The organism is Actinomadura verrucosospora, assembly GCF_039540335.1.
In the GTDB taxonomy this organism is placed as follows: Bacteria; Actinomycetota; Actinomycetes; order Streptosporangiales; family Streptosporangiaceae; genus Spirillospora; species Spirillospora verrucosospora.
The window spans coordinates 38,440-63,052 of the sequence record NZ_BAABEV010000002.1; the positions used below are offsets into that span (position 1 = coordinate 38,440).

The following is a 24,613-nucleotide window of genomic DNA, read 5'->3' on the forward strand; positions in this document are numbered from 1 at the left end:
CGGCGCCTCCCCGTTCAGATGGTCGAACAGGATTCGGTTCAGGCCCCGCACGGAGGAGGCCCGTATGGGCGTCGAGGGTGTCGGCTTCTACGAGATCGCGCGCAACGACCCGGACCGGCCCGCCGTGCTCGCGCCCGGCGTGCCGATGTCCTACGGCGAGCTGCACGCCGAGGTGAACCGGCTCTCCAACGCACTGGCCGGGATCGGGCTGCGTCCCGGCGACACGCTGGCGACCGTCCTCGGCAACCGTCCCGAATTCCTGACCGTCCTGCTCGCCGCGGTCCAGTCGGGCCTGTACCTGGTCCCGGTGAGCCGCCACCTGACCGCGCCCGAGATCGGCTACATCCTCGCCGACAGCGGCGCCAGGGCCGTCATCACCGAGAGCGCCCTGGCCGAGGCGGTGTCCGGCGCGGCCGACGAGGCGGGCGTCCCCGCCGAGGGACGGGTGAGCGTCGACGCCGGCGGCGGGTACCGGTCGATGGCCGCGCTCTGCGCGACGGGCAGCGCGGAGCCGCCCGCCGGACGGCGCATGGGCTCGGTGATGCTCTACACCTCCGGGACGACGGGGCGGCCGAAGGGCGTCCGGCGCCCGCTGCTCGACATCCCGCCCGAGGTGCTGATCGACATCATGCGGCGGACGCTGGGGCGGCACCTCGGGCTGGAGCCCGGCGACGAGGTGCACCTCGCCGTCGGACCGCTCTACCACTCCGCGCCGTGCGTCCACGCGATGATGGCGCTGAACCTCGGCCACGCCGTCGTCGTCGCCCCGCGGTTCCACCCCGAGCACACCCTGGAACTCATCCAGCGGCACGGCGTCACCAACACGTTCATGGTGCCGACGATGTTCCACCGGATGCTGGCCCTGCCGGACGGCGTCCGCGCCCGGTACGACGTGTCGACGCTGCGGCAGGTGTACCACAGCGCCGCACCCGTCCCCGTGGAGACCAAGCAGAAGATGATGGAGTGGTGGGGGCCCGTCCTCTACGAGTACTACGGCTCCACCGAGAGCGGCCCGGTCGTCGTCGCGACCCCGCACGAGTGGCTCGCCCGTCCCGGGACCGTCGGCCGCGCGGTCGACGGCGTGCGGATCAGGATCCTCGACCCGGAGGGGGCCGAGCTGCCTCCGGGGGAGACCGGCCTCATCTACGCGGCGGGGCAGCCCGGATTCGAGTACCACGGCGACCCCGCCAAGACCGCCGCCGCCATGCGGGACGACTACTACACCCCCGGCGACCTCGGCCACCTCGACGAGGACGGCTGGCTCTTCATGAGCGACCGCCGCACCGACCTCATCATCTCCGGCGGCGTCAACGTCTATCCCGCCGAGGTCGAGTCCGTCCTGCTCCAGCACCCGGCGGTCGCCGACGTCGCCGTCATCGGCGTCCCGGACGACGACTGGGGGCAGCGCGTCGTCGCGCTCGTCGAGCCCGCGGAGGACGCCGACCCGGGGGAGGCGCTCGCCGCCGATCTGCTCGCGCACTGCGAGCCCCGGCTGGCCCGGCTGAAGCACCCCCGGCGCCTGGAGTTCCGCGAATCGCTGCCGCGCACGCCGTCCGGCAAGCTCAGCCGCCGCCGCGTGCGGGAGGCCTACCTGCGCGAACACGCGGACTGACGCCGCCGGGCCGGCCGGCCGCGACTCGTCTCCGCGAACGTCGAACGCCTGCGGCCTCCCCTGCGTACAACGGCACATGGAAGACCAGAAGGTCGCCCCGTTCGACAACGTCGCCCCGACCCCCGCCGCCCCGACGCAGACCGACCTTCCCGTCATCACCGACCCCGCCGCCTATGCCGGAGGCGACGACCCCGCGGCCCCGCGCGGGGCCTCCGGGGGGATGCCGGACGCCCTGCCGGCCGGCGCGCAGGAGACGCCGGGCCCCGAAGACGACCGTGCCGGGATCGCACGCCTCGGTGACCCGGTCGCGGTCTGGCCGTGCGCCGGCTGCGGACGGCCCGTGCCGCAGCCGGCGCGCGGCGCCCGCACCGTCCGCTACTGCCAGGAAGGCGACGGCGCGTGCGAGCGGGCCGCGCGCGAGAGCCGGGAGCGGGGCCTGGAGGCGCCCGGCCTCACCGGCCAGGTCGCCTGGACGTGGGAGATGGTCGACCGGCTGGAGGTCCTCGCCGACCGGCTCGCCGACTCGCTGACCTCCGAGCTGAGCGTCGCCGGCGTGGAGCGCCGCGTCGCCGAGGCGCGCGCCGAGGCCGCCGGGCTCGTCGCGATCGCGCAGCGGGAGCGCGACGCGTCGCAGCGGCAGGCCGAGGTGGCGTGGCGCGAGACCGCCACCGCCCGCGCCCGCGCCGAGGCCGCCGAGCAGGAGGCGGCGTCCGCCCGCGCCGAGGCCGACCGGCTCGCCGCCGAACGGGACGCCGCGCGGCGGGAGCGCCAGGAGGCCCGGGACGACGCCGACGGCGCGGGCGCCGCCCGCCTCGCAGCCGAGCGCGAACGCGACCGGGTGGCCGCCCGGGAGGGCGAGCTGCTCGCCTCGCTGGAGAGCGCCCGGGCCGAACTCGTCGCCCTGCACGGGCGGCTGTCGGAGGCCGAGACCCTTGTCGAGGGGCAGCGCGTCGAGGCCACCGCCGCCACCCGCGCCGCCGAGGACCTGCGTTCGGCCGTCCGCGACGCCGAGGCCAAGCGGGGGCAGGCCGTGGCCGACCTCGACCAGGTCCAGGCACGGGCCCGCGAGCTGGAGCGGCACAACTGGCAGATCGCCCGCGCCGCCGACGTGCTGCGCGCCGCCGTGCGGGCGCTGGCCGCCGAGCGCGACGCCGTCCGCGCCGAGGCCGACCGCGCCGGCCGCCGCGTCGACGCGCTCACCGCGCTGTCGGAGGGGCGCGCGGACCCGGGCCCCGCCGGGCCGCGGCCGGCCGTCGACCGGGAGCCGCCGACCGGGGTGCACTCCCTGCCGCCGATGAACGGGTCCCTGCTGGACGGCGGCGACCCGCTCGCCACCGACCCGCTGCGCCGCCACGGCCACGCCGGGCACAACGGGCATCGCCTTCCCCACGCCGGCTGACCGTCATGCCGGCCGCGCGTCGCACAGGGAGGAGGTGAGGCCCGAACCCCACACTGCACTGGCCCTGAGACCGGCCGCCGTACCGCACCGGGGTGGTACGGCGGCCGGTGCTAGCCGCGTGCCTCCAGCCGGGCCGCGTAGTCCACGGCCCCGGCGCGGACGGCGGCGTGCACCGTCCGCGCGATCCTCGCGCCCCAGGTGGAGCGGGGCCCGGCGAAGACCTCCGGCGTTCCGCCGGTCGCGGCCGCGACGCAGATCGCGTCGGACGCCGTGCCCGTGCACGGGAAGCCCGCTTCGAGCAGCGCCTGCGTCTTGGCCTCGGTCGCGGTGACGACCGCGTTCACCAGCGCCGCGTCGCTCATCCCGACGGGGACGGCGACCACGATGTTGATCGTCCCCGGTTTCCAGGCGGGCGTCCCGTCCCCCTCCAGCGGGGCCAGCTCGGGATCGGGCGTCCCGGCGGGGGCGGCCGCCCAGGTCGGGACGCGCAGCCCCACCGTCGCCGACACGCGTACGCCCTCGCCGTCCCGCCGCACCGTGCGCGCGACCGGGGCCGCCGTGAGCATCCCGACGCCGGGGCCCTCCAGCCCGGCCGCCGCCGCGAGCTCGGCGAGGTGCGCGACCGGGTCGGTGCGCGCGTAGGCGCCCGGCACCTGGGCGTTCAGCACCCAGCGGGCCGGGCCGATGCCGCCGCCCAGCATCGCCGAGGAGATCATCCGATGGCCGCGGCCGGCCCGCCACACCGTCGAGGCCAGCCGTTCGCCGTCCTCCGTCCGCCACACCGTCTCGAGGTTCACGGACGCTCCAGCGACAGGATCGGCCGGCCGCCCGGCCCGGGGGCGACGCTCACGCGGGCGCCGAAGTGCTCCTCGACGGCGTCGCGGGTGAGGACCAGGTCCGGCGGGCCCGACGCGGCCACCCGCCCGCCGGAGAGGAGGACGAGCCCGTCGGCGTACTGCCCGGCGAGCGTCAGGTCGTGGATCGTGGTCACCACCGTCAGCCCGTCCGACAGCCGCAGCCGGTCGATCAGCTCCATCACCTGCTGCTGGTGGCCGATGTCGAGCGCGGTCGTCGGCTCGTCCAGCAGCAGCACCGAGGTCTGCTGCGCGAGGGCGCGGGCCAGCACCACGCGCTGCCGCTCCCCGCCGGACAGGTGGTCCAGGGGGCGGGCCGCGAAGGAGGTGAGGTCCAGCCGGTCGAGGACCTCCGCGGTGACGGCCCGGTCGCGGGCGCTCTCCCGGCCCAGATGCGGGACGTAGGGGGAGCGCCCCAGCAGGGTGTAGTCGAACACCGTCATGCCCACCGGAAGGTTCGGGCTCTGCGGGGCGTAGGCGACGAGCCGGGCACGCCGCCTCGGCTTGAGCGCCTGCAGGTCCGCGCCCGCGAGGGTGATCTCGCCATGGGACGGGACCAGGCCGAGGACGGCGCGCAGCAGCGTCGACTTCCCCGCGCCGTTCGGCCCGATGACCGCCGTCCACGACCCCGCCGGCGCCTCCAGCGACACACCCTTCAGCACCGGCCGCCCGCCGAGCGCGACGTCCAGGCCGCGCACCGCGACGGTCACGTCTCCACCTGCCGCCGGGACGCGCGGAGCACCACGACGAAGAACGGCCCGCCGACGAACGCCGTCACCACGCCCAGCGGCAGCTCCCCGGGCCTGATCACCGTCCGCGCCACGAGGTCGGCCACCTCCAGGAACGCCGCGCCGCCCAGCAGCGACAGCGGCAGCACGATCCGGTACGACCCGCCCGCCAGCCGCCGCACCACGTGCGGGACGACGATGCCGACGAACGCGATCAGCCCGCTCACCGCGACCGCCGACGCCGTCGCCAGCGACGCCGCCGCCACCACCGTCAGCCGGACCCGCGCCGCCGACAGGCCGAGCGAGGCCGCCTCCTCGTCGCCGACGCTGAGCACGTCCAGGAGCCGGCCGTGGGCGAGCAGCACCGCGGTGGAGACCAGCGCGTACGGGAAGACGAGCGCCAGCTGATGCCAGTCGGCCGACCCGACCCCGCCGAGGATCCACGAGTAGATCCGCTGGAGCTCCTCCGCCCTCATCTGCTGGATCAGCGTCTGCACCGCGGCGAGAAAGGACGACACCGCGACGCCGGCCAGCACCAGCGTCGCCGTCCCGTTCCCGCGCCCCGTCGCGGCGCTGCCCAGCAGGTAGGCGAGGGCCACCCCGCCGATCGCGCCGACGAACGCCGCGAGCGGGACCGCGTATCCGGGGTCGCCCGGCACCAGCGCGATGACCAGCGTCGCCCCGACCCCCGCGCCCGCCGCCGCGCCCAGCAGGTACGGGTCGGCGAGCGGGTTGCGGAACACTCCCTGGTACCCGGCGCCCGCGACGGCGAGCATCCCGCCGACCAGCGCCGCCATCAGCGCCCTCGGCACGCGCAGCTGGAACAGCACGTTCTCGTCGATGACGCCGAACCCGCTGTCGGCGTGCACGAACGGGATCCGGTCGGCCAGCGCCTTCAGGACCCCGCCCACGGGCAGCCCGGCCGACCCCACCAGCACCCCGGCCAGCAGCGTCGCGAGCAGCAGCCCGAGCGCCGCCGCCAACGGCAGCGGCCGCAGCCTGGCCTGGCTCCGCGGGCCGGACGACGAGCCGCCAGGGCCCGGACCCGCGAGGCCGCCGGAGCGCTCTTCCGTCTCGGGCGGCGCGTCGCCGCGGCCGTCGGAGACCTCGGGCGCCCGCTCCCGATCGGAGACGTCCTCGGGACCCGCGCGGACGTCCGAAGACGTCCCGGCCGCGTCGTCGGCGTCGGCCGGGACGTCCCCGGTGTGCGGTCGACGCCTGCTCACGGGCGGGCGTCCTCGGCGGCAGCGGTCACTGAACCTTCTGGACCGCGTCGCCGATCGCCTTGACGAACTCCGCCAGGCGCGGCCCCCAGCGGGAGGCGATGTCGTCGTCGAGCTCCACCACGCCGCCGTGCCCGACCGCGTCCAGGTCCGACCAGCCCGGGCGCTTGGTGAGCGCGGCGGCGTTCTGCCCGCAGCACTTGGTGTCGGCCAGGAAGATCAGGTCGGGGTCCTGCTTGAGCAGGTACTCGCGGGACAGCTGCGGGTAGTCGCCGGAGGCCTTGTCCGCCTTGTCGGCGATGTTCTGCAGGCCGAACATCCCGTACACCTGGCCCACGAAGGTCTTCGACGTCACCGAGTGGAGCTGGTTGTCGAGCTCGTGGTAGTACGTGAGGCCCTTGGCCTTGGACGACGCGGCCACCGTCTTCTGGATGTCCGCGCGCATGCCGTCGGTGACCTTCTTGGCCTCGGCCTCGTGCCCGGTGGCCTGCCCGAGGTCGCCGATCTCGTCGTAGGCCTCGTCCAGGTTCTTCGCCGCCGGCTCCAGCAGGACCGGGACCTTCACCTTCTCCAGCGCCTTGACGATGCCGTCCATGTCGTCGGACAGCACGACGAGGTCCGGCTTGTGGGCGATGATCGCCTCGGCGTTCGGCTTGAAGCCCGACAGCTTCGTCCGCGGGGTGCCGGCCGGATAGTTGGAGTAGTCGTCCACCGCGACCACCTGCGGCCCGGCGCCGATGGCGAAGAGCGTCTCGGTGTGCGTGGGGGAGAGGGAGACGATGCGCTTCGGCTTGGCCGGGACGGACACGGCCCCGTTGGCGGCCTGGACGGTGACGGCCTTTCCGTCCGGCGCACCGCCGGACTTGCCGTCGTCGCCGCCGCATGCGGCGGCGAGCGTGACGACGCCGATCGCCATCACCGCGCCCAAGGTGCGTACGGGTCTCACAGGTGCCTCCTGGGTGGTGCAGGGAAGCCGCGGCCCGTCATGACGGATCGCCCTTCCACGAGGTCGACAATCGTCGGCGCGCGAGGAGGCGACCTGGCTCGGCCACTTCGAGAGGGGCACCACAGTTGCGGGACAGCGCCGGATTTTCCACCGGACTTCGCTCCTGGCGCGCAGCATCGCAACGGTATCAGCCACCGAATCCTGATCTGTCGGGTTGTTCGGAGTGAGTACTCACTTCGCTCTTGACGGAGTGAGTGCTCACTCCGTACTGTCGCGGGCATGGAGGAGAAGAGCCGGCGCCGCGCTCCCGGGATGAGCCCGGAGCAGCGGCGCGAAATGATCATCCGGACGGCGTTGCCGCTCGTCGCCGAGCGCGGCACGGCCGTCACCACGGCGCAGATCGCCCGCGCCGCCGGCATCGGCGAGGCGACGATCTTCCGCGTCTTCGCCGACAAGGACGAACTGCTGGACGCCTGCGTCGCCGAAGCGCTGCGGACCGACCACGTCCTCGCCGAGATCGGTGCGATCCCGCTCGACCAGCCGCTGCCCGCGCGGCTCGCCGAGGCCGCCGCCGCGATCGACGCCTACCTCGCCCGCATGGGCCTGGTGATCGGCGCGCTGCACGCCTCCGGCCGGCGCGCGCGCCCCGAGCCCGGCGCCGGCGAGCCCGGCCCCGACCGCGCGGCCGCCATGACCCGCACCCGCGAGGCGCTCGCCGAGCTCTTCGAACCCGAACGGGACCGGCTGCGCCTGCCCGTCGACCAGATCGCGGGCCTGTTCCTGGGCTTCGTGTTCAGCCGGGCCCGGCCCGCCGCCGGCCCCGACGCGCAGCCCCTCTCCGTCGAGGAGTACCTGGACGTCTTCCTGCACGGCGCTCTCAAGGAAGGAACCACCGCATGACGATCAGCCTGAACCACGCGATCGTGACGGCCGCCGACAACGACGAGGCGGCCCGCTTCTTCGCCGCCGTCCTGGGCCTGGAGTACACCGGCCCCCACCCGCACGCGCGGCACTTCGTCCCGATCCGCGTGAACGAGGGCCTCACCCTCGACTTCATGACCGTCGCCTACCCGCAGGGCCACCACCTGGCCTTCGACGTGGACGCGGTCACTTTCGACGCGGCCGTGGACCGCCTCGAAGCCCGCGAGATCCCCTACGGCGACGACCCCGCCCACGCCGACAACGGCCGCGTGGACGAGGACCACCCGCTCGGCGGCCGCGGCCTCTACTTCTCCGACGCCAGCGGCAACCTCTACGAACTCATTTCGCCGTGACCGTCTTCAGGAACTCCCGGGTGCGCCGGTCGCCCGGCATGTACTCGGCGGCGACGAAGTCGGTGACGCCCGCCTCCGACAGCTCCTCCAGCTTCGCCGCGACCGCGTCCTCGTCCCCGACGACCGCCAGGTCCTTCGGGCCCTCCACGCCCTCCCGGTCCATCATCGCCCGGTAGGACGGCAGCACCCCGTACACCTCGAACGTCTCCCCGGCCTGCTCCCGCGCGCGCTCCACGTCACCGGTGACGCACACGGGCAGGACGCACACGACGCGCGGCGCGTCCCGTCCGGCCGCCTCGGCCGCCGCCGTGATGGTCGGCGCGATGTGCTCGCGGACGGTGACGGGGCCGGTCATCCACAGCACCGTCCCGTCCGCCCGCTCCGCCGCCAGCTTCAGCATCTTCGGGCCGAGCGCCGCGAGCAGCAGCGGCACCCGCCCCTCGTTCGGCACGTTCAACCCGATGTTGCCCCGCAGCGTCTCGCCGTCGAAGGAGGCGTTCTCCCCTTCGAGCAGCGGCGCCAGCACCGACAGGTACTCGTCCATGTGCCGCAGCGGCCTGCCGAAGTCGTACCCGTACATGTCCTCGATGACGATCTTGTGCGACAGGCCGACGCCGAGGGTGAACCGTCCCCGCAGCGCCAGCGCGGTCGTCCTCGCCTGCTGCGCCAGCACGGCCGGATGCCGCGGATACGTCGGCACCACCGCCGTCCCCAGCTCGATCCCGGACACCCCGCTGCCCGCCACCGCCAGCGCGGTCAGCGCGTCCACCCCGAAGATCTGCGACATCCACGCCGAGGAGAACCCGTCGTCCGCCGCGCGCCGCACGTCGTCCGCCAGCTTCCCCAGCGCCTCGACCCCGCCCCGCTCGTTGAGCAGCACCCCGACCCGCACAGGACCTCCCAGTGAGATAACCAGATCCTTACCTGATCTCTCCCTACCTAAGCGCCCCGCCCCGGCGGCCACAAGGCGGACACCCGGCGAGCCGAAAAGGCCCGGCATCGCGGGAGACGCCGGGCCTTTCCCATGTCGAGGGGGTCGGTCCCGCCGGGCGCCTCGCGCATCCCTGGCGCGGGCGCGGCTGAGCCGGGAATGGACGGTGCCGGTGGCGATGCCGAGGGCCGCGTCGATCTCGGCCGGGGACAGGTCGCCCGACGCGGGCAGCAGCAGGACGTCCCGCTGCCCGCGGTTCAGGGGTGCTGGACCCTGGCCGCCGGCGTCGTGCCGTCGTGAGGATCTGCCGTCAGGCGCCGCCGAGTGCGCCGTGGGGGGAGTGTTCCTGGGCCAGCCTTCTGTCGTTGTCGGCCCAACGGCGGTGGCGGGCGGCCGACTGGAGGTGCAGTTCGGCCTCTTCGGGGTGGACGGTGGCCATGTCCTCCAGAAGCGACGCGGCACGGTCGTGGGCTCGCGCCGAGGAGACCATCGCCTGCTGCGCGTACTCCTCGGCCGCGCGCCTGTACTCCGAAGCCGTCGCGGAGGCTTCGGGAACGTCCGGCGCCCGCGTCGTCGCGCCGCGCTCGCCGGCTCGCCGCGTACGGCGCGCCCTCACCCGAAGCGTGCGATCTTCGCTGTCCATAGCAGCCAATCCGACGCCAAAGCCCGTCGACCAACCAGCCCACCAGACACGATTGATTTGTACCCAGCACCGTGTCCTTTCAGCCCACTCTGGCGGACAGATACTTAATCCGTCATTTCCCTATGGGCGGCCATGGGGTCGCGGAGGCTCGGGGTGCCGGTATCGATGGTGTTGACCTGCGCGGCTTCCTTGTGACCGTGAGGAGGGGAGGAAGGGAATTGTTCTTGGTGCGGGAAGTAATCGCTGGCCCAGGTAATGGCGGATTCCTTGTTCGTTCGTGCGCATGGTGCCGGTCCCCACAGCCTGAGACAGAGACGTATCCGGCGTCGCCGCGCCATAGCAGCGGACGTGCGACGGCCACTTCTTCCCATCCACAACCGTGACGGGCCGCCTCGCCGACGTGTCGAGGCGGGTGGTTCTTCGACCATCGCGGCCGATGAGCGACCATGGAAGCGTGGCGACTCCCGAACCGCTCACCCTCTACACCGCCGACGGTGTCCGAATCGACGCAGGTCACACGCCTTCCGACGGGGAGGTCTGCTTCGTCCTGGCGCACGGCTTCACCTGCTCGTGGCGCCGGCCCGCGCTGCGCCGGATCGCCGCGGCCCTCGGCCGGCACGGCGGCGTGATCGGGCTCGACTTCCGCGGCCACGGACGGTCCGGCGGCCACTCCACGGTCGGAGACCGCGAGGTGCTCGACATCGACGCGGCGGTCGCGGCGGCCAGGCGACGGGGATACGGGCGGATCGTCCTGGCGGGCTTCTCCATGGGCGGCGCCATCGTCGTCAGGCACGCGGCGCTGCACGGTGGCGTGGACGCCGTGATCTCCGTCAGCGCGCCGGCACGCTGGTACTACCGCGGAACGGTGCCGATGCGGCGCGTGCACTGGGTGATCGAACGGCGCGCGGGGCGGATGGCCGTCCGCCTGGCGCGCGGCACGCGCATCGCGCCCAAGGGCTGGGATCCCGTTCCGGAGGCGCCGCACGAGGTCGCCGGACGGATCGCGCCGGTGCCGCTGCTGGTCGTCCACGGGGCAGCGGACGCGTTCTTCCCCGTCGAACACGGCCATCAGCTCTACGAGGCGGCGTCCGACCCGAAGGAACTGTGGATAGAACCGTCCTTCGGCCACGCCGAGGTGGCCGCCGCCCCTGAGTTGATCGACCGCATGGCCGCATGGGCGACGAGAGTGGTCTCCGCGACGCCCGTCCCAGGCGCAGAGCCGCCACAAGGCCGAACTCGCGACTAGCGCACTGACCTCGGATAACTCAAAGTTATCCACATTCTCGCCACCCCCTGCCCGGCACCGCCGGACAAGGCATCCTCAATCCCATGGACGGATTCACCCTCACCTGGAAGCGGACGGCCGCCGACTCGATCATCCCCATCGGGCCGGACGCCTACTTCGTCCCCGTCAAAGGGACCGGCCTCGCCGCGCGCGCCGCGGCGTTGAGCAGCATCCTGCCCCCGGAAGCCGTCATCGCCCGGCGCACCGCCGCATGGATCTGGGGCCTGGACGTCTTACCTCCGGGAGTGAGCGAGCTCGACTGGGACGTCGAACTCGTCACTCCCCGACCCCCTGAGGCCCCACCGGCCCCGGTCCCGATCACCGCCGACAGCGTCGACCTCCCGCCCGAACACATAGTGAAGGAATCCGATGTACGCCTCACCTGCCCGACCCGCACCGCCCTCGACTGCGCCCGCTGGCTTCCCCGCTACGAGGCGGTCTCGGCGCTGGACCAGTTCCTGCGCCGAGACGTGGCCGTGGAGGAACTCGCCGCGATGGCCCGCACGCTGCGGGGATACCGCGGGAACCAACGGCTGCGCCAGATCCTCAGGCTCGCCGACCGCGGCGCGGCCTCCCCCGGCGAGAGCTGGATCCGCGTCGCCGTCGCGGACACCGGCTTCCCGCGCCCTGAGACGCAGATCCCCGTGCGAAGCGCGAAAGGCAACTGGTTCTATATCGACCTCGGCTACCGCGAGTTCCGCGTCGGCCTCGAATACGACGGCGAACGCCACCACACCGGCCGAGAGGCCAGAAGCCACGACGCACAGCGCCGAGGCTGGCTCGACAAGGAGATGGGCTGGGACGTCATCCCCGTCACCAAGAACTTCTTGACTCGTCCCGCCCCTTACCTGGGCGCTCTCCTGACGGCGCTGCTCCAGCGCGGCTGGCAACCCGACAACGCCACGATGGACCACATAGCCGCACGCCTCGCACGTCTGGAACGCCGACCACGCTGAACGCCAAGGGCCGGCTACCCGCGGTCGAGGAGATCGACCAGCCGTTTGGGGGCGATGAGCCGGTAACTGTCCTCGATCAGCTCGGCCATCTCATCCCAGTCGTGGTCGGCGTCGAGCCGCGCGCCGACCCAGCCCTTGGCGCCCACGTACTTCGGGACGAAGAAACGCTCGGGCGCCTCCGCGATCAGAGCTTCCTGCACACCGGGTCCGGCCTTGAACGTCAGAGACAGGCCGTCCTCGGAGGTCATCGCGAACAGCTTGTCGCGCACACGGAAGGAGGGCGCTGTATGACCGCCGAAAGGCTTCTCCGTCACCTCTGGCAACGACATGCAGATCTCTCGAATCCTGAGCAGGGCATCAGAGTCGTCCATCGCCGATTCCTTCTTCTCCAGGCGGCATGGTCGCGGGACCGCTATTCGATGAGGGAGGCGTGAGGCCGCAACACACAGAACTCGTTCCCTTCGGGATCCGCGAGCACGACCCACGACACGTCCGCGGACTGGCCGATGTCGACGCGGCGAGCACCGAGGGCGAGGATGCGCTGGACTTCGGCCTCCTGGTCGTCCGGGTCGAGGTCTATGTGCAACCGGTTCTTCACAGCCTTCGTGCCGTCGACCCGGAGGAAGCACAGCCCGGGATAGGTGTGGGGGTCCGCGCCGACGATGACCTCGTCCTCCGAGCGGTAGAGCACCGGCTGATCGAGGACGGCCGCCCAGAACTCGGCGAGTACGGAAGGCTCCCGAGAGTCGACGACCAGGTGATAGAAGCGCGATGCCATCCCCAGAGGCTAGCCCCCGCCCCCGACACCCCGAAAAAGCCAACAAGGCGCGCCCCATCCCCAAAGCCACCCCCACCAGCCCAACCCAAGCCAACCCAACCCAAGCCAACCCAACCCAGGCCAGGCCAGGCCAGGCCAGGCCAGCCAAGAGGCGGTGATTTGTGGGATGCGGTTTGGGGGCCTGCTGGGTTCACGGGATGGGGTGGAGGGCGCGGTGGAGGGCGGTGGTGCGGTCGGCGATCATGCGTTGGGTCACGGGGGCTTCTGTGATCATGGTGGAGCCGTGGAAGGTGCCGGGGTAGTGGTGCAGTTCGGTCGGGACGCCCGCCTGGATCAGCCTCTGCGCGTAGGCCAGGCCCTCGTCGCGTAGCGGGTCGAACTCGCACGTCGTGACGTAGGCGGGTGGTAGGCCGGAAAGGTCCTCGGCGCGGGCGGGGGCCGCGTACGGGGAGACGCCGTCGGTGCCGCGGACGCCCTTGCCCAGGTAGTAGTCCCAGCTCAGCTCGGCGTTGGAGCGGTGCCAGATCGGTGTGTCGGTGAAGGCGCGCATGGACGGGGTGTCGAGCCGGTCGTCCAGCTCCGGGACGCCGAGGAACTGGAAGCGCAGCGGCGGGCCGCCCCGGTCGCGGGCGAGGAGGGCGACGGCCGCGGACAGCCCGCCGCCCGCGCTCTCGCCGCCTATGGCCAGCCGGGCCGGGTCGATCCTGAGGTCGGCGGCGTTCGCCGCCGTCCAGGTGAGAGCGGCATAACAGTCTTCGAGCCCGGCCGGGAAGGGGTGTTCGGGAGCGAGGCGGTATTCAACGGACACCACCACGGCGCCGACCCCTATCGCGAGAGCGGTCGCGTCGTCAGAGGACAGGTCGATGCTGCCCAGGACGAATCCGCCCGGGTGGAGGTAGACGAGCCCCGGGAGGACTCCCGCCCGGTTCGCCGGCGCGTAGATGCGAAGCGGGACGGCCGGTGCGTTGGGCGGGCCGGGAATGGTGAGGTCGCGGGTCTCGACCGGTGCGGGAGGGGTGTATTCCGGCGTACCGGCGAACATGTCTTTCTCGTCCCGGCGGGTCTGCTCGATGTCGGCGATCGAGAGGCGCGGGACTCGCTCCATCCACGGGAGGAGGTCTGGATCGTAGGCGTAGGGCACCTCGGGGCTCCTTTCGGCGTGACCAGTGTCGGACGGTTCGTGGCGCTTGCCCAGTTGTTGATCGCTTGTTGCTGGTGGGGGGTGTTGTGGGGTGGGGTGCCTGCCCGTTCGGGGCTGGTCTTGGGGTCGGTGTCGGACGGTTTGTGGGGCTTGCCCAGTTGTTGTTCGCTTGTTGCTGGTGGGGGGTGTTGTGGGGTGGGGGGCCTGCCCGTTTGGGGCTGGTGTCGACGGCGGGGTGCGGTGCGTGCCGTGAGGGGGCGTGGTGGGGGGCCTTCGTGGGCCTCTGGTGCGGCGGTGGGGACGCGTTCGAGCGTTCGGTCTCACCGATCCGTTATTGCCAGACTGATCATCCGTAGGCAGCCTCTGAGGTATGGGAGACGCGAACCCCACCGTCCTTGCCCGGGCTCCCGCCGCCGCGCGCGGTGACGGGAGGCGGCGATGAGCTTCTCCGAGTACCTGTCCGAACGCTGGCCCGAGATCGCCCGGATGATGGGCGAGCACGCCGAGGTCGTCCTGATCGCCGTCGCGATCGCGGCCGTGGTCGGGATCGGGCTCGGTGTCGTGGTCGAGGGGCGGCCGAGGGCGCGGGGACTGGCCCTCGGCGTCACCGGCACCATGCTGACCGTCCCGTCGCTCGCGCTGTTCGGCCTGCTCATCCCGGTGTTCGGGCTGGGGCTGGCCCCCACGATCACCGCGCTGGCGCTGTACGCGGTGTTCCCGATCCTGCGCAACACCATCACCGGCCTGGACGGTGTGCCGGGCGCGGTGGAGGAGGCGGCGCGGGGGATGGGGATGAGCCCGCTGAGCCGGATGCTGAGGGTCAGGCTGCCGCTGGCCTGGCCGGTCGTGCTCACCGGCGTCCGGGTCGCCACGATCATGACGGTGGCGATCGCGGCGATCGCCGCCGCCGTGGCCGGTCCTGGGCTGGGCGAGCTGATCTTCGGGGGGCTGTCGCGCATCGGCGGCGCCAACGCGCTGAACGACACCCTCGCCGGAACGCTCGGCGTCGCCGTCCTGGCGCTCGTCCTGGACGCGCTGTTCGTCCTGCTGTCCCGGCTCACCACCTCCAGGGGGCTGCGATGACCGAACCCGCCGCGACCGAGACCGCGCGGCCCGCCCCGGCCGGGCGGGAGATGATCCGGCTGGAGGGCGTCACCAAGCGGTATCCGGGGCAGGACGCCCCGGCCGTCGGCGACCTCACGCTCAGCGTCCGGGACGGGGAGATCGTCGTGCTGCTGGGCCCGTCGGGCTGCGGCAAGACGACCACGCTGCGTCTGATCAACCGGCTGATCGAACCGACCTCGGGCCGCATCCTGCTCGACGGGGAGGACGTCACCCGCGCCGACCCCGACCGGCTGCGCCGCCGCATCGGCTACGTGATCCAGCAGGTCGGGCTGTTCCCGCACATGACGATCGCCGCGAACGTCGGGCTCATCCCGCGGACGCTCGGCTGGGACGGCGGGCGCGTCCGCGCGCGCGTCGACGAGCTGCTCGACATGGTGGGGCTCGATCCCGGCACGTACCGCGGCCGGTATCCGAAGGAGCTGTCGGGCGGGCAGCAGCAGCGCGTCGGGGTGGCCCGCGCCCTCGCCGCCGACCCGCCCGCGATGCTGATGGACGAGCCGTTCGGCGCACTCGACCCCATCACGCGGGAGCGGCTGCAGGACGCGTTCCTGGAGCTCCAGGCCCGGATCGGCAAGACGATCGTGCTGGTCACCCACGATCTCACCGAGGCGCTGAAGCTCGGCGACCGGATCGCGATCCTCGGGCAGGGGGCGAGGCTCGTGCAGTACGACACGCCCGCGGCGATCCTCGCCGAGCCGGCCGACGGGTTCGTCGCGGAGTTCGTCGGGGCGGGCGCGGCGATGCGGCGGCTGCGGCTGGTCGAGGTCGGCTCGATCGGGTTGCTGCCCGCCGGGGAAGGCGCCCCGGCCGCGACCGTCCGCGCGGACCAGTCGCTGTACGAGGCCCTCGACGCGATGCTCCGCGCCGGGACGGAGACCGCCACCGTCCTGGACGAGGACGGGCGCGCCGCGGGCGCCGTCTCGTGGTCGGCGATCGTCCGGCAGAACTCGGAGCCGAGGCCGTGACCGTCACGGCGGTGCCGGAGCGGACGAGGCCCGGCGACGAGGCCGCCGGGCGCTCCCTCGCTGGGCTCCTCGCCACCCCCGTGTTCCTCGTCGCGGTGTCGGCGGCGCTCTACCTCTACGTGCGCGGCCTCGACCTCGACGCGATCGAGCGCAGGTCCCTCGACCGGTCCGAGATCACCCACCAGTTCCTCCAGCACGTCAGGCTGGTCGCGGTGTCCACGGCGCTGGTCCTCGCGATCGCGGTCCCGCTCGGCGTGCTGCTGACGCGGCCGCGGCTGAGCCGGTTCTCGGCGCCGTTCCTGGCGCTCGCCAACGTGGGGCAGGCCGTCCCGTCGATCGGGGTGCTCGTGCTGCTCGCCGTCACGGTCGGCATCGGCTTCCAGAAGGCGGTGATCGCGCTCATCCTGGTGTCGGCCCTGCCGGTGCTGCGCAACACGATGGTGGGGCTGCAAGGCGTGGACCGGTCGCTCATCGAGGCGGGGCGCGGCATCGGCCTGTCCCGGGCGGCGGTCCTGTTCCGCGTCGAGCTGCCGCTCGCCGTCCCGGTGATCCTCGCCAGCGTCCGGGTCGCGGTGATCCTCAACGTGGGCAGCGCGACGCTGGCCGCGTTCACCAACGCCGGCGGGCTCGGCGACCTCATCAACACCGGCATCTCCCTCAACCGGACCCCGATCCTGCTCACCGGAAGCGTCCTGACCGCCGTGCTCGCGATGGCGGCCGACTGGCTGATCGGCATCGTCGAGTTCGTCCTGCGCCCCCGCGGCCTCTGAAACCCGAGGAGAAGTCACCATGCGCAAGCTCGCCGCCGCCGCGTCCCTCGCCGCCGTCGCCCTGACCGCCGGCTGCTTCAGCTCCACCGGAACCGACGCCAAGGCCGGGAGCCTGGCCGAGGGCAACTCGCTGAAGGGCGTCACCCTCACGGTCGGGTCGAAGGAGTTCACCGAGCAGCTCGTGCTCTGCCAGGTCACCGCCCTCGCGCTGCGCTCGGCGGGCGCGACCGTGAAGGAGAAGTGCGGGCTCCAGGGCAGCAACACCACGCGGGCCGCGCTGACGTCCGGCAGCATCGACATGTATTGGGAGTACACGGGCACCGCCTGGGTCAACTACCTCAAGCAGACGGAGCCGATCGGCGACCCGGCCCGGCAGTACGCGGCCGTCGCGGAGCAGGACCTCGCGAAGAACGAGGTGAAGTGGCTGGCCGCGGCGCCCGCCAACAACACCTATGCCCTCGCGGTGAAGACGGCGACGATGCGCCGGCTCGGGATCGCGGACCTGTCGGGCTACGCGCGGCTGGCGAAGAGCGACCCGTCGAAGGCGTCCACGTGCGTGGCGAGCGAGTTCGCGGGACGCAGCGACGGGTGGCCCGGTTTGCAGAAGGCGTACGGGTTCAGCCTGCCGAAGGCGGACGTGGCGACGCTGGCCGAGGGCGCCATCTACGACGCCGTCGGGAAGGGCAAGCCGTGCGCCTTCGGGGAGGTCGCCACGACCGATGGGCGGATCAAGGCGCTCGGCCTGACCCCGGTTCCGGACGACAAGAAGTTCTTTCCCGTCTACAACCCCGCCCTGACCGTCCGGGAGACGGTCCACCGGGACGATCCCGCCATCGAGAAGATCGTGAACCCGATCGCGGCCGCGCTCACCGACGCGGTCCTGCAGGAACTCAACGGCGAGGTCGACATCAAGGGCGAGCAGCCCGCGAAGGTCGCCGAGACGTGGCTGAAGTCCAAGGGCTTCATCGGCGGGTAGCCGCCCGGCGTCACACCATGTACTGGTCGTGGCGCCGGTACAGGTCCGTCCACTCCTCGTCGCTGAGCCGCCGGCCGGTCGCGGCGATCTCGGCGAGCTCCTCGAAGTAGGCCTCGCGCGGAGCGCCCGGGGTGAAGAGCAGGAGCATCGCCGCCGGCTCGCCCGACTCGTTGCGGAACCCATGCACGCCGCCCTCGGGGACGAAGAGGAAGTCGCCGGCCGAGGTGTCCTTCCAGCCCGTCCCGTCGTGCAGCCGGACCGTTCCGGACAGGATGTAGAACGACTCTGTGATCGTCCGATGGAAGTGCGGCATCGGGCCGGAGGGCTTCGGCCCCATCTCCCAGCGGTAGAGGCCGAACGCGCCGTTCGTGGAGCCGCCGGTGCCCAGGTAGTGGACGCGCGTCCCGCGGTGGACGCCGTCGCCGTCGACGGCGCCGATGAGCAGGTCGGGCGCCGCCCCGGCGGGGCGCAGCGTCCCGCTGCTCTCGCCGCCGTCCCCGAGATAGCGGGCGTCGGGATAGGTCATGGCTACACCACCAGGTTCAGCAGGAGGACGAACACGAGGCCGCACACCGAGATCACGGTCTCCATCAGCGACCACGTCCTGATGTTCTGCCCGACGCTGAGCCCGAAATACTCCTTCACCAGCCAGAAGCCCGCGTCGTTGACGTGGGAGAAGAACAGCGAGCCGGCCCCGATCGCGAGGACGAGCAGCGATGTCTCGCCGCTGTCGAGCGTGGTGGCCAGCGGTGCGAGGATCCCGGCCGCGGTGACCGTGGCCACGGTCGCCGAGCCGGTGGCGAGCCGGATGAGGACGGCGACCAGCCACGCCAGGAACAGCACCGAGAGGTCGCTGTCCTTGACCCAGTCGGCGACGAGGTCGCCGATGCCGGTGTCGACGAGCGTCTGCTTGAAGCCGCCGCCGGCGGCCACGATCAGCAGCGGGCCGGCGATGGGCGGCAGGGAGCCGGCCAGCGAGGAGGCGATCCCCTCCCGGTCCATGCCGGAGCCGCGGCCGAAGGTGAACATGGCGACGACGACCGCGATGATCAGCGCGACCAGCGGGGTGCCGAGGTTGTCCAGGACGGTGCGCACCCGGTCGCCCTCGTCCAGGGTGATGTCGGCGACGGCCTTGCCCAGCATCAGCACGACCGGGAGCAGCACGGTGAACAGGGTGACGGGGAAGGACGGGCGACGGCGCCGCTCGGCGTCCACGGCGGCGTGGTCGTCGGCGTCCCGCCCGTCCGCGGCCGTGACGTAGAGCTCCGGCGCGGGGACGTCCACCCAGCGGGAGGCGAACCGGGCGAACACCGGGCCGGACAGCGCGATGGTGGGGAGCGCGACGGCGATGCCGAGGGCGAGCGTGAGACCGAGGTCGGCCTTGAGGGAGTCGATCGCGACGAGGGGCCCCGGGTGCGGCGGGACCAGACCGTGCATCGCCGACAGTCCCGCCAGCGCGGGGATCCCCACCGCGATGACGGACATCTGGGCGCGCCGCGCCACCAGCAGGATGACCGGCACCAGCAGGACGAGCCCGATCTCGAAGAACATCGGCAGCCCGATCAGCGCTCCCACGAGGGCCATGGCCCAGGGCAGGAACCGGCGCCCGGTGCGGCCGATGATCGTGTCGACGATCTGGTCGGCGCCGCCGGAGTCCGCGAGCAGCTTGCCGAACATCGCGCCGAAGGCGATCAGTGCGCCGACCCCGGCGGCGGTGTCGCCGAACCCTTTGGTGAAGGCGTCGATGGTGTCGGCCACCGGAAGCCCCGCGACGATCCCGACCAGGAGCGAGCCGAGCGTCAGGCTCAGGAACGGGTGCACCTTGAGATAAGTGATCAGTACGACGATCAGGGCGATGCCGGCGAGCGCGGCCGGCACGAGCCTCCCGCTCGACGCCGCCGGCGCCGCGGCCAGCACGATCGGGTGCATGCGTCATCCTCCTGGGAGCCGGAGTGAACGAGGGTGCTCGCCCGAGTGTGGCGGCTATAACCTGCCGTTAACAAGAGATAGCTCCGTAAAATCATATCTTTGTCAGAGGTTGTCCGGCTTCATGTGATGATTAGCGGCATGGTGGAGACCCCGTCGACGGGCCTGCACGGCAGCGTGCTCGACCGGCTCGGCATGCTGATCACGTCCGGCGCGCTGCCCGCGGGCGAGGTGCTGCGGATCGAGCAGCTGGAGGCGCGGTTCGCCGTCTCCCGGTCGGTGATCCGGGAGGCGATCCGCGTCCTGGAGTCCATGGGCATGGTCAGGAGCCGCCGGAGGGTCGGCGTCACGGTCGCCGACCGCTCGGGCTGGAACCTGTTCGATCCGCAGATCATCGGCTGGAGGCTCGACGGCGACGGCCGGGACGAGCAGCTGCGCTCGCTCGGCGAGCTGCGCCGCGGGCTGGAGCCGGTGGCCGCCGCGCTCGCCGCGCGGAACGCGACGCCGGCGCAGTGCGGCGCGCTGACCGGCGCGGTCATGGAGATGGCGGTGCACGGCAGGTCCGGTGACCTGGAGGCCTACCTGGCCGCGGACATCCGCTTCCACCGGACGCTCCTGGAGGCGTCCGGCAACGAGATGATGGGCGCGCTGAGCGGGGTGGTCGCCGCGGTCCTGGCCGGCCGCACCCACCACGACCTGATGCCCGCGCACCCCGAGCCGGCCGCGATCCGCTGGCACGCCGAGGTGGCGCAGGCGGTGCAGGCCGGCGACGCCGAGGCCGCCGAACGCGCCATGCGCGACATCGTCGAGGAGGCGACCCGGGCGATGCTGGAGCCCGGCTGACCGGTCAGAACAGCGTCGGCGGCTCCGCCGGGACGGGCTCGGGCAGCGGCTCCAAACCGGGCACGCGGGCCCTCACCTCGTCGTGGAAGCGGCGGACGAGCGCGGGCGCGTCGGCGTTGTCGGGCGTGTGGACGAACACGGTCGGCGAGCGTCCCTCGGCAAGCCACTCCGCGACGCGGCCGACCCAGAACCGCCAGCCCTCGACGGTGCGCTCGGTGTCGTCCCGTCCCAGGTAGCGGACGATGGGACGGTCCGTGAGCGCCTCCGCCCTGCGCGGCACCCGCGGCTTCTTCGTCCAGGCGTCGCGTTCGGCGTCGCTGGTCGGACGGCTCTGGAAGAACGCGGTCGTGTCGAACGGGACCCACTCGGCCTCGGCGCGGGACAGGACGCGCTCAAGGTCGCGCACGGCTCCCGCGTCCTCGAAGAACGCGCGGTGACGCACCTCGACGGCGTACCTGTGCGCAGCGGGCAGCCCGCGCAGGAACGCCGCCAGCGTTCCGAGGTCACCCGGGCCGAAGGAGCCGGGGAGCTGCACCCACAGCGCGTGCGCCCGCGACCCGAGCGGCTCGATGGCGTGCAGGAACGCCCGCAGTTCCTCCCCGCCCCCGGCGAGCCGCCGCTCGTGTGTGATCGTCTTCGGGAGTTTGGTCACGAACCGGAAGCCGGGCCCGGTCTGCTCCGCCCACGACTCCACGGTGCTCCGCGCCGGCGTCGCGTAGAAGGTGGTGTTGCCTTCCACCGCGTTGCACCAGCTCGCATAGGCTCGCAGCCGCTCGCCCGGAGGCAGCGACGGCGGGACGAACCGCCCCTGCCACCGCGTGTGAGCCCACATCGCGCACCCCACGTGAAGCCGCATCCTCCGACGCTACCGGTGATCCGAGGGCCTCCGGTCCGGCCGGCGGGGCCTCGGGCGTGGACGCTCGTGGCGAGGAGGGGACGCGTGCCGTGTTCCGGCGGCCGGGGGTCTCCCCAGACCCCCGGCCGCCGGGCCGGCGAACCCGCATCGGAACGCCGGCGGACGGGATCCGGCCGCCGCGGAATCGCGGGAGCCGCGCTCACTGCTCCCGTCCGCTGGGACGGGGTCCCCCCGCGAGGCGGACCTTCCCCCAGTCCGGCTGGGAACCATCCTGCCGGGCCGCCGGGGAGCCGGCATCGGTAGATACACCGATCCGTGTACCGATTCGAGGGCCGATCGGACTTTAGGAAAGTCGTAGCAGTGCGTATTGGTATGACTACAATTCAGGTCACCCCTGGAGCCGGTAACCCCGGCGATAGCTGACTGGAGACGCCGTGCCGCTGACCGCGACGCTGGAACGACAGACGGGACGACTGCCCGCGGAGCTCACCAGCTTCATCGGCCGGGAGGCGGAACTGGAGCAGGCGCGGCGGCTGATCGACGGTCACCGGCTGGTCACCCTGACCGGGTCGGGCGGCGTGGGCAAGACCAGGCTCGCGGTCCGGGCGGCCGACCTGGCGCGCGACGCCTTCCGCGACGGCGTGTTCTTCGTCTGCCTGTCGGGCCTGAGCGAGCCTTCCCTTCTCGCGCAGGCGATCTGCGAGGCGCTCGGGGTGGGGGAGCGCGGCGACGGGCCCGCCGACGCTCTGCTCGCCGACCATCTCGCCGACCTGCGGATCCTGCTCGTCCTCGACACGTGCGAGCACATGGTCGACGAGTGCGCGAAGCTGTGCGAGGCGCTGCTGCGGTCGGCGCCGGAGCTGCGCGTCCTGGCGACCAGCCGGCAGTCGCTGGACGTCATGGGCGAGCACACGTTCACGGTTCCGCCGCTGGGCGAGCCGCGAGCCGCCCACGACGCCGGTGCGGACGGCCGGGAGTGCGACTCGGTCACCCTGTTCGCGGAGCGCGCGGCGGCGACCGTGGAGGGATGGACGCTCACGGGCGCGAACCGCGACGCCGTGGTGCGCCTGTGCACCCGCCTCGACGGCATCCCGCTCGCGATCGAGCTCGCCGCCGTCCAGCTGCGGGTGTTCTCACTGGACCAGGTGCTCGGCCGGCTCGGCACCCACCTGTTCCAGGCCCGGGGGCGGCGGACGGGCCTGCGGCGCCACCAGACCCTGCGGGCGACGGTCGACTGGAGCCACGCGCTCTGCTCGCCCGAGGAACGGCTCCTGTGGGCGCGGCTGTCGGTGTTCGCGGCCGACTTCGACCTGGCCGCCGCCGAGCACGTCTGCTCCGGGGACGGCTTGGACGCCGAGCACGTCGCCGAGGTGCTGACGGACCTCCTGGAGAAGTCCATCGTGCAGCGCGCCGACCGCGGCAGCCGGGTGCGCTACCGGATGCTCGACACGCTGCGGCAGTACGGCGCCGAGCGCCTCGCCGCGCGGGGAGGCGGCGAGGAGGTCCGGCTCCGGTCCCGCTGCTTCGCCTGGTACGCCGGACGGCTGGAACGCGCCCGCGAGGAGCTCACCGGCCCTGAGCAGGTCCGGTGGCTGGACTGGTTCGACCGCGAACGCGCCAACGTCCGCCACGCGCTGGGCAGGGTGCTCGCGACGGCCGACGCGGACGCGGTCCGCGGCGCCATGGAGACCCTCGGGCGGTTCTGGGTGCTCAAGGGCGTGCCGGGCGAGGGCCGCCACTGGATGGACCGGCTGCTCGCGACCCGCGACACGACCGGCCCCGGCTGGTCGGGACTGCTCACGATGGCGGCCATGGCGAGCACGATGCAGAACGACCTCGCCGGGGGCGGCGAGCTGCTGGAACGGGCGCTGGCCCAGGCCCGGGCGGACGGCGATCGGGCGGCCGCCGCGGACGCCCGCACCGGCCAGGGGCTCCTCGCCCTGTTCGCGGGCGACTTCGCCCTGTCGCTGGAGCGGCTCGACAGGGCGGACGAGCTGTACCGGGAGACCGGGTACGACGACGTGCTCGGGCTGCTCGTCGAGATCTTCCGCGGCACGGCGCACCTGTTCGAGAACGACTTCTCCGCCGCCGTCGCGCACGCCGACCGGGCCGTCCGCGCGGGCGAGGAGCGCGGGGAGTTCTGGGTCCGCTCCTACGGGATGCTGGTGGGCGGGCTCAGCCTGTGGCTCGCCGGCGACCTGGACGGGGCGATGCGGCGGCTCCGCCGGTCGCTGCGGACCAAACGCGACCTCGGCGACCGGCTGGGGATCACGCTGGGCCTCGAAGCGATCGCCGGTTGCCTGTGCAGCGGTGGCGACCACGTCCGGGCCGCCCGGCTGCTCGGCGCCGCGGACCGGATGCGCGAGTCCACGCGGACGTCCTGGTTCGGCCCCTACCACGCCGTCCTCCGGGACGTGCACATCGACAAGACCGTGGAGGCCCTGGGCGAGGCGCGGTACCGCGCGGCGTTCGAGGAGGGCGAGCGGCTTCCCCTGACACGCGCGATCGCGGAGGCGCTGGACGAGCCCGTTCCCGGGGGCGAGGAAGGGGCGGACGGCGGGTCCCCGCTCACCGAGCGGGAACGGCAGGTCGCGGAACTCGTGGCCGAGGGGCTGTCCAATCGCGGCATCGCCGAGCGCCTGACGATCGCGAAACGCACCGCCGACTCGCACGTCGAGCACATCCTCGCGAAGCTCGGCTACTCGTCCCGCACCCAGATCGCCGTGTGGGTCAGCGGGCGGGAGCAGTGAACTCGTAGGATCCGACCGTGAGCGATCAGGAGGTCCGCGCGGAGCCGCCGTCCGGGGCCCGGGCCGGCATCACCCCCGCGGAGTTCGAGGAGTTCGTCGCCGATCGGCTCCTCGGGTCGGCCGCCCCGCACGTCAGCGGGCTGAGCGTCACGCTGCACGAGAAGGTGGCCGGCTCCGACGGGACCTACGACCTCGACGCGACCGTCCGCTACGGCTTCGCGGGCATGGACTTCCTCGTCGTGGTCGAGGCCAAGCACCACCGGAACCCGATCAAGCGGGAGCTGGTGCAGGTGCTTCACCAGAAGGTCCAGAGCGTCGGCGCGCACAAGGGCGTCATGGTGTCCACCGCCACGTACCAGAGCGGCGCCGTGGCCTTCGCGCGGGCGCACGGCATCGCCCTCGTGACGGTTACCGACGGCCGATTCCTCTTCGAGACGAGGGACGCCGCGCCGACCGAGGGGCCCGCCGGTTCCGGCCCGCCGCCCTTCCTCGTCCACTGCCATGCCATTCCCGGCGGGGGACCGGGCACGTCGCGGGTCGTGCTCATGGCGCCGGACGACGACGACTACCCGCGGCGGGCGGCGGAGATCCTGCTGGGCCGCCCGTTGGAGGGCCTCGCCCCGTAGCGCGGC

General features: G+C 72.9%; 26 protein-coding genes. 14 read left to right on the forward strand and 12 right to left on the reverse strand.

Annotation, left to right across the window (positions count from 1 at the left end; genetic code table 11):
• Positions 1–64 precede the first annotated feature (64 nt).
• On the forward strand, positions 65–1,612 hold the full coding sequence (locus ABD944_RS02545) for an AMP-binding protein (RefSeq protein WP_345171912.1): 1,548 nt from the start codon (positions 65–67) through the stop codon (positions 1,610–1,612).
• Positions 1,613–1,688: 76 nt separating this feature from the next.
• Positions 1,689–3,011 (forward strand): chromosome segregation ATPase, encoded by a 1,323-nt coding sequence (locus ABD944_RS02550; protein WP_345171914.1) that lies wholly within the window; start codon positions 1,689–1,691, stop codon positions 3,009–3,011.
• A 110-nt stretch (positions 3,012–3,121) separates the two neighbouring features.
• Here ABD944_RS02550 and ABD944_RS02555 read toward each other — a convergent pair whose 3' ends face one another.
• The 4 genes from ABD944_RS02555 to ABD944_RS02570 form a co-directional block, all read right to left on the reverse strand.
• Entirely contained in the window at positions 3,122–3,808 is a 687-nt protein-coding gene (locus tag ABD944_RS02555) for an adenosylcobinamide amidohydrolase (protein WP_345171916.1), read from the reverse strand.
• Positions 3,805–4,575, reverse strand: a complete 771-nt coding sequence (locus tag ABD944_RS02560; protein WP_345171918.1) for an ABC transporter ATP-binding protein — start codon at positions 4,573–4,575, stop codon at positions 3,805–3,807. Before ABD944_RS02560 ends, ABD944_RS02555 begins: the two co-directional genes overlap by 4 nt.
• The gene (locus ABD944_RS02565; protein ID WP_345172502.1) at positions 4,572–5,591 is read right to left on the reverse strand and encodes a FecCD family ABC transporter permease; all 1,020 of its coding nucleotides are present in this window, start codon (positions 5,589–5,591) and stop codon (positions 4,572–4,574) included. The genes ABD944_RS02560 and ABD944_RS02565 overlap by 4 nt, the downstream gene beginning before the upstream one ends.
• Before the next feature lie 253 nt (positions 5,592–5,844).
• Positions 5,845–6,762, reverse strand: coding sequence for an ABC transporter substrate-binding protein (locus ABD944_RS02570; protein WP_345171921.1), 918 nt, complete (start codon positions 6,760–6,762; stop codon positions 5,845–5,847).
• A 279-nt stretch (positions 6,763–7,041) separates the two neighbouring features.
• Between ABD944_RS02570 and ABD944_RS02575 the strand changes: the two genes are divergently transcribed.
• Both ABD944_RS02575 and ABD944_RS02580 read left to right on the forward strand, forming a co-directional pair.
• Entirely contained in the window at positions 7,042–7,662 is a 621-nt protein-coding gene (locus ABD944_RS02575) for a TetR/AcrR family transcriptional regulator (protein ID WP_345171923.1), read from the forward strand.
• Positions 7,659–8,036 (forward strand): VOC family protein, encoded by a 378-nt coding sequence (locus ABD944_RS02580; RefSeq protein WP_345171925.1) that lies wholly within the window; start codon positions 7,659–7,661, stop codon positions 8,034–8,036. The genes ABD944_RS02575 and ABD944_RS02580 overlap by 4 nt, the downstream gene beginning before the upstream one ends.
• Here the strand turns inward: ABD944_RS02580 and ABD944_RS02585 are convergent.
• Positions 8,023–8,928, reverse strand: a complete 906-nt coding sequence (locus ABD944_RS02585; RefSeq protein ID WP_345171927.1) for an LLM class F420-dependent oxidoreductase — start codon at positions 8,926–8,928, stop codon at positions 8,023–8,025. The genes ABD944_RS02580 and ABD944_RS02585 overlap by 14 nt on opposite strands.
• Positions 8,929–9,126: 198 nt before the next feature.
• Here ABD944_RS02585 and ABD944_RS02590 point away from each other — a divergent pair, with 198 nt between their 5' ends.
• Positions 9,127–9,267 (forward strand): hypothetical protein, encoded by a 141-nt coding sequence (locus tag ABD944_RS02590; protein ID WP_345171929.1) that lies wholly within the window; start codon positions 9,127–9,129, stop codon positions 9,265–9,267.
• A gap of 10 nt (positions 9,268–9,277) precedes the next feature.
• Here the strand turns inward: ABD944_RS02590 and ABD944_RS02595 are convergent, their stop codons facing one another.
• Entirely contained in the window at positions 9,278–9,610 is a 333-nt protein-coding gene (locus ABD944_RS02595; protein ID WP_345171931.1) for a hypothetical protein, read from the reverse strand.
• A gap of 436 nt (positions 9,611–10,046) precedes the next feature.
• Between ABD944_RS02595 and ABD944_RS02600 the strand changes: the two genes are divergently transcribed.
• Together ABD944_RS02600 and ABD944_RS02605 are read left to right on the forward strand one after the other, a co-directional pair.
• Complete coding sequence (locus ABD944_RS02600; protein WP_378189386.1) at positions 10,047–10,856, forward strand: alpha/beta hydrolase; 810 nt, start codon at positions 10,047–10,049, stop codon at positions 10,854–10,856.
• Between the two features lie 83 nt (positions 10,857–10,939).
• A complete protein-coding gene (locus tag ABD944_RS02605; protein WP_345171935.1) occupies positions 10,940–11,851 on the forward strand; it encodes a hypothetical protein in 912 nt (303 codons plus the stop codon).
• 14 nt (positions 11,852–11,865) lie between these two features.
• Here the strand turns inward: ABD944_RS02605 and ABD944_RS02610 are convergent, their stop codons facing one another.
• The 3 genes from ABD944_RS02610 to ABD944_RS02620 form a co-directional block, all read right to left on the reverse strand.
• Positions 11,866–12,222, reverse strand: coding sequence for an MmcQ/YjbR family DNA-binding protein (locus ABD944_RS02610; protein ID WP_345171938.1), 357 nt, complete (start codon positions 12,220–12,222; stop codon positions 11,866–11,868).
• 41 nt (positions 12,223–12,263) lie between these two features.
• On the reverse strand, positions 12,264–12,629 hold the full coding sequence (locus ABD944_RS02615; RefSeq protein ID WP_345171940.1) for a VOC family protein: 366 nt from the start codon (positions 12,627–12,629) through the stop codon (positions 12,264–12,266).
• A gap of 190 nt (positions 12,630–12,819) precedes the next feature.
• Positions 12,820–13,770 carry an alpha/beta hydrolase gene (locus ABD944_RS02620; protein WP_345171942.1) on the reverse strand — a complete coding sequence of 317 codons (951 nt, stop codon included), beginning with the start codon at positions 13,768–13,770 and terminating at the stop codon, positions 12,820–12,822.
• A gap of 438 nt (positions 13,771–14,208) precedes the next feature.
• Between ABD944_RS02620 and ABD944_RS02625 the strand changes: the two genes are divergently transcribed.
• The 4 genes from ABD944_RS02625 to ABD944_RS02640 are packed head-to-tail and all read left to right on the forward strand — an operon-like array spanning position 14,209 to position 17,606.
• Positions 14,209–14,853 carry an ABC transporter permease gene (locus ABD944_RS02625; protein WP_345171944.1) on the forward strand — a complete coding sequence of 215 codons (645 nt, stop codon included), beginning with the start codon at positions 14,209–14,211 and terminating at the stop codon, positions 14,851–14,853.
• Positions 14,850–15,860 carry an ABC transporter ATP-binding protein gene (locus ABD944_RS02630; RefSeq protein ID WP_345171946.1) on the forward strand — a complete coding sequence of 337 codons (1,011 nt, stop codon included), beginning with the start codon at positions 14,850–14,852 and terminating at the stop codon, positions 15,858–15,860. The genes ABD944_RS02625 and ABD944_RS02630 overlap by 4 nt, the downstream gene beginning before the upstream one ends.
• Entirely contained in the window at positions 15,857–16,630 is a 774-nt protein-coding gene (locus tag ABD944_RS02635) for an ABC transporter permease (protein ID WP_345171948.1), read from the forward strand. The genes ABD944_RS02630 and ABD944_RS02635 overlap by 4 nt, the downstream gene beginning before the upstream one ends.
• A gap of 19 nt (positions 16,631–16,649) precedes the next feature.
• A complete protein-coding gene (locus tag ABD944_RS02640) occupies positions 16,650–17,606 on the forward strand; it encodes a glycine betaine ABC transporter substrate-binding protein (RefSeq protein WP_345171950.1) in 957 nt (318 codons plus the stop codon).
• A gap of 10 nt (positions 17,607–17,616) precedes the next feature.
• Here ABD944_RS02640 and ABD944_RS02645 read toward each other — a convergent pair whose 3' ends face one another.
• Both ABD944_RS02645 and ABD944_RS02650 read right to left on the reverse strand, forming a co-directional pair.
• Entirely contained in the window at positions 17,617–18,132 is a 516-nt protein-coding gene (locus ABD944_RS02645) for a cupin domain-containing protein (protein ID WP_345171952.1), read from the reverse strand.
• Positions 18,133–18,134: 2 nt separating this feature from the next.
• Positions 18,135–19,535 carry a GntP family permease gene (locus ABD944_RS02650; RefSeq protein ID WP_345171954.1) on the reverse strand — a complete coding sequence of 467 codons (1,401 nt, stop codon included), beginning with the start codon at positions 19,533–19,535 and terminating at the stop codon, positions 18,135–18,137.
• Between the two features lie 138 nt (positions 19,536–19,673).
• On the opposite strand from ABD944_RS02650, the gene ABD944_RS02655 reads away from it, so the two are divergent.
• On the forward strand, positions 19,674–20,375 hold the full coding sequence (locus ABD944_RS02655; protein ID WP_345171956.1) for a FadR/GntR family transcriptional regulator: 702 nt from the start codon (positions 19,674–19,676) through the stop codon (positions 20,373–20,375).
• A gap of 4 nt (positions 20,376–20,379) precedes the next feature.
• Here ABD944_RS02655 and ABD944_RS02660 read toward each other — a convergent pair whose 3' ends face one another.
• Positions 20,380–21,231 (reverse strand): DUF72 domain-containing protein, encoded by an 852-nt coding sequence (locus ABD944_RS02660; RefSeq protein WP_345171958.1) that lies wholly within the window; start codon positions 21,229–21,231, stop codon positions 20,380–20,382.
• Between the two features lie 434 nt (positions 21,232–21,665).
• Here ABD944_RS02660 and ABD944_RS02665 point away from each other — a divergent pair, with 434 nt between their 5' ends.
• Both ABD944_RS02665 and ABD944_RS02670 read left to right on the forward strand, forming a co-directional pair.
• Positions 21,666–23,981, forward strand: a complete 2,316-nt coding sequence (locus ABD944_RS02665; protein WP_345171960.1) for an ATP-binding protein — start codon at positions 21,666–21,668, stop codon at positions 23,979–23,981.
• Positions 23,982–23,998: 17 nt separating this feature from the next.
• Positions 23,999–24,607: a restriction endonuclease gene (locus tag ABD944_RS02670; protein ID WP_345171962.1), complete on the forward strand. Its 609-nt coding sequence runs from the start codon at positions 23,999–24,001 to the stop codon at positions 24,605–24,607.
• Positions 24,608–24,613: the final 6 nt, after the last annotated feature.

What these genes read in the sequence shown, in the direction of transcription:
- ABD944_RS02545 (WP_345171912.1), top strand. Translation starts at nt 65, where the DNA reads ATGGGCGTCGAGGGTGTCGGCTTCTACGAGATCGCGCGCAACGACCCG.
- ABD944_RS02550 (WP_345171914.1), top strand. Translation starts at nt 1,689, where the DNA reads ATGGAAGACCAGAAGGTCGCCCCGTTCGACAACGTCGCCCCGACCCCC.
- ABD944_RS02575 (WP_345171923.1), top strand. Translation starts at nt 7,042, where the DNA reads ATGGAGGAGAAGAGCCGGCGCCGCGCTCCCGGGATGAGCCCGGAGCAG.
- ABD944_RS02580 (WP_345171925.1), top strand. Translation starts at nt 7,659, where the DNA reads ATGACGATCAGCCTGAACCACGCGATCGTGACGGCCGCCGACAACGAC.
- ABD944_RS02590 (WP_345171929.1), top strand. Translation starts at nt 9,127, where the DNA reads ATGGACGGTGCCGGTGGCGATGCCGAGGGCCGCGTCGATCTCGGCCGG.
- ABD944_RS02595 (WP_345171931.1), bottom strand. Translation starts at nt 9,610, where the DNA reads ATGGACAGCGAAGATCGCACGCTTCGGGTGAGGGCGCGCCGTACGCGG.
- ABD944_RS02600 (WP_378189386.1), top strand. Translation starts at nt 10,047, where the DNA reads ATGAGCGACCATGGAAGCGTGGCGACTCCCGAACCGCTCACCCTCTAC.
- ABD944_RS02605 (WP_345171935.1), top strand. Translation starts at nt 10,940, where the DNA reads ATGGACGGATTCACCCTCACCTGGAAGCGGACGGCCGCCGACTCGATC.
- ABD944_RS02610 (WP_345171938.1), bottom strand. Translation starts at nt 12,222, where the DNA reads ATGGACGACTCTGATGCCCTGCTCAGGATTCGAGAGATCTGCATGTCG.
- ABD944_RS02615 (WP_345171940.1), bottom strand. Translation starts at nt 12,629, where the DNA reads ATGGCATCGCGCTTCTATCACCTGGTCGTCGACTCTCGGGAGCCTTCC.
- ABD944_RS02625 (WP_345171944.1), top strand. Translation starts at nt 14,209, where the DNA reads ATGAGCTTCTCCGAGTACCTGTCCGAACGCTGGCCCGAGATCGCCCGG.
- ABD944_RS02630 (WP_345171946.1), top strand. Translation starts at nt 14,850, where the DNA reads ATGACCGAACCCGCCGCGACCGAGACCGCGCGGCCCGCCCCGGCCGGG.
- ABD944_RS02640 (WP_345171950.1), top strand. Translation starts at nt 16,650, where the DNA reads ATGCGCAAGCTCGCCGCCGCCGCGTCCCTCGCCGCCGTCGCCCTGACC.
- ABD944_RS02645 (WP_345171952.1), bottom strand. Translation starts at nt 18,132, where the DNA reads ATGACCTATCCCGACGCCCGCTATCTCGGGGACGGCGGCGAGAGCAGC.
- ABD944_RS02650 (WP_345171954.1), bottom strand. Translation starts at nt 19,535, where the DNA reads ATGCACCCGATCGTGCTGGCCGCGGCGCCGGCGGCGTCGAGCGGGAGG.
- ABD944_RS02655 (WP_345171956.1), top strand. Translation starts at nt 19,674, where the DNA reads ATGGTGGAGACCCCGTCGACGGGCCTGCACGGCAGCGTGCTCGACCGG.
- ABD944_RS02660 (WP_345171958.1), bottom strand. Translation starts at nt 21,231, where the DNA reads ATGCGGCTTCACGTGGGGTGCGCGATGTGGGCTCACACGCGGTGGCAG.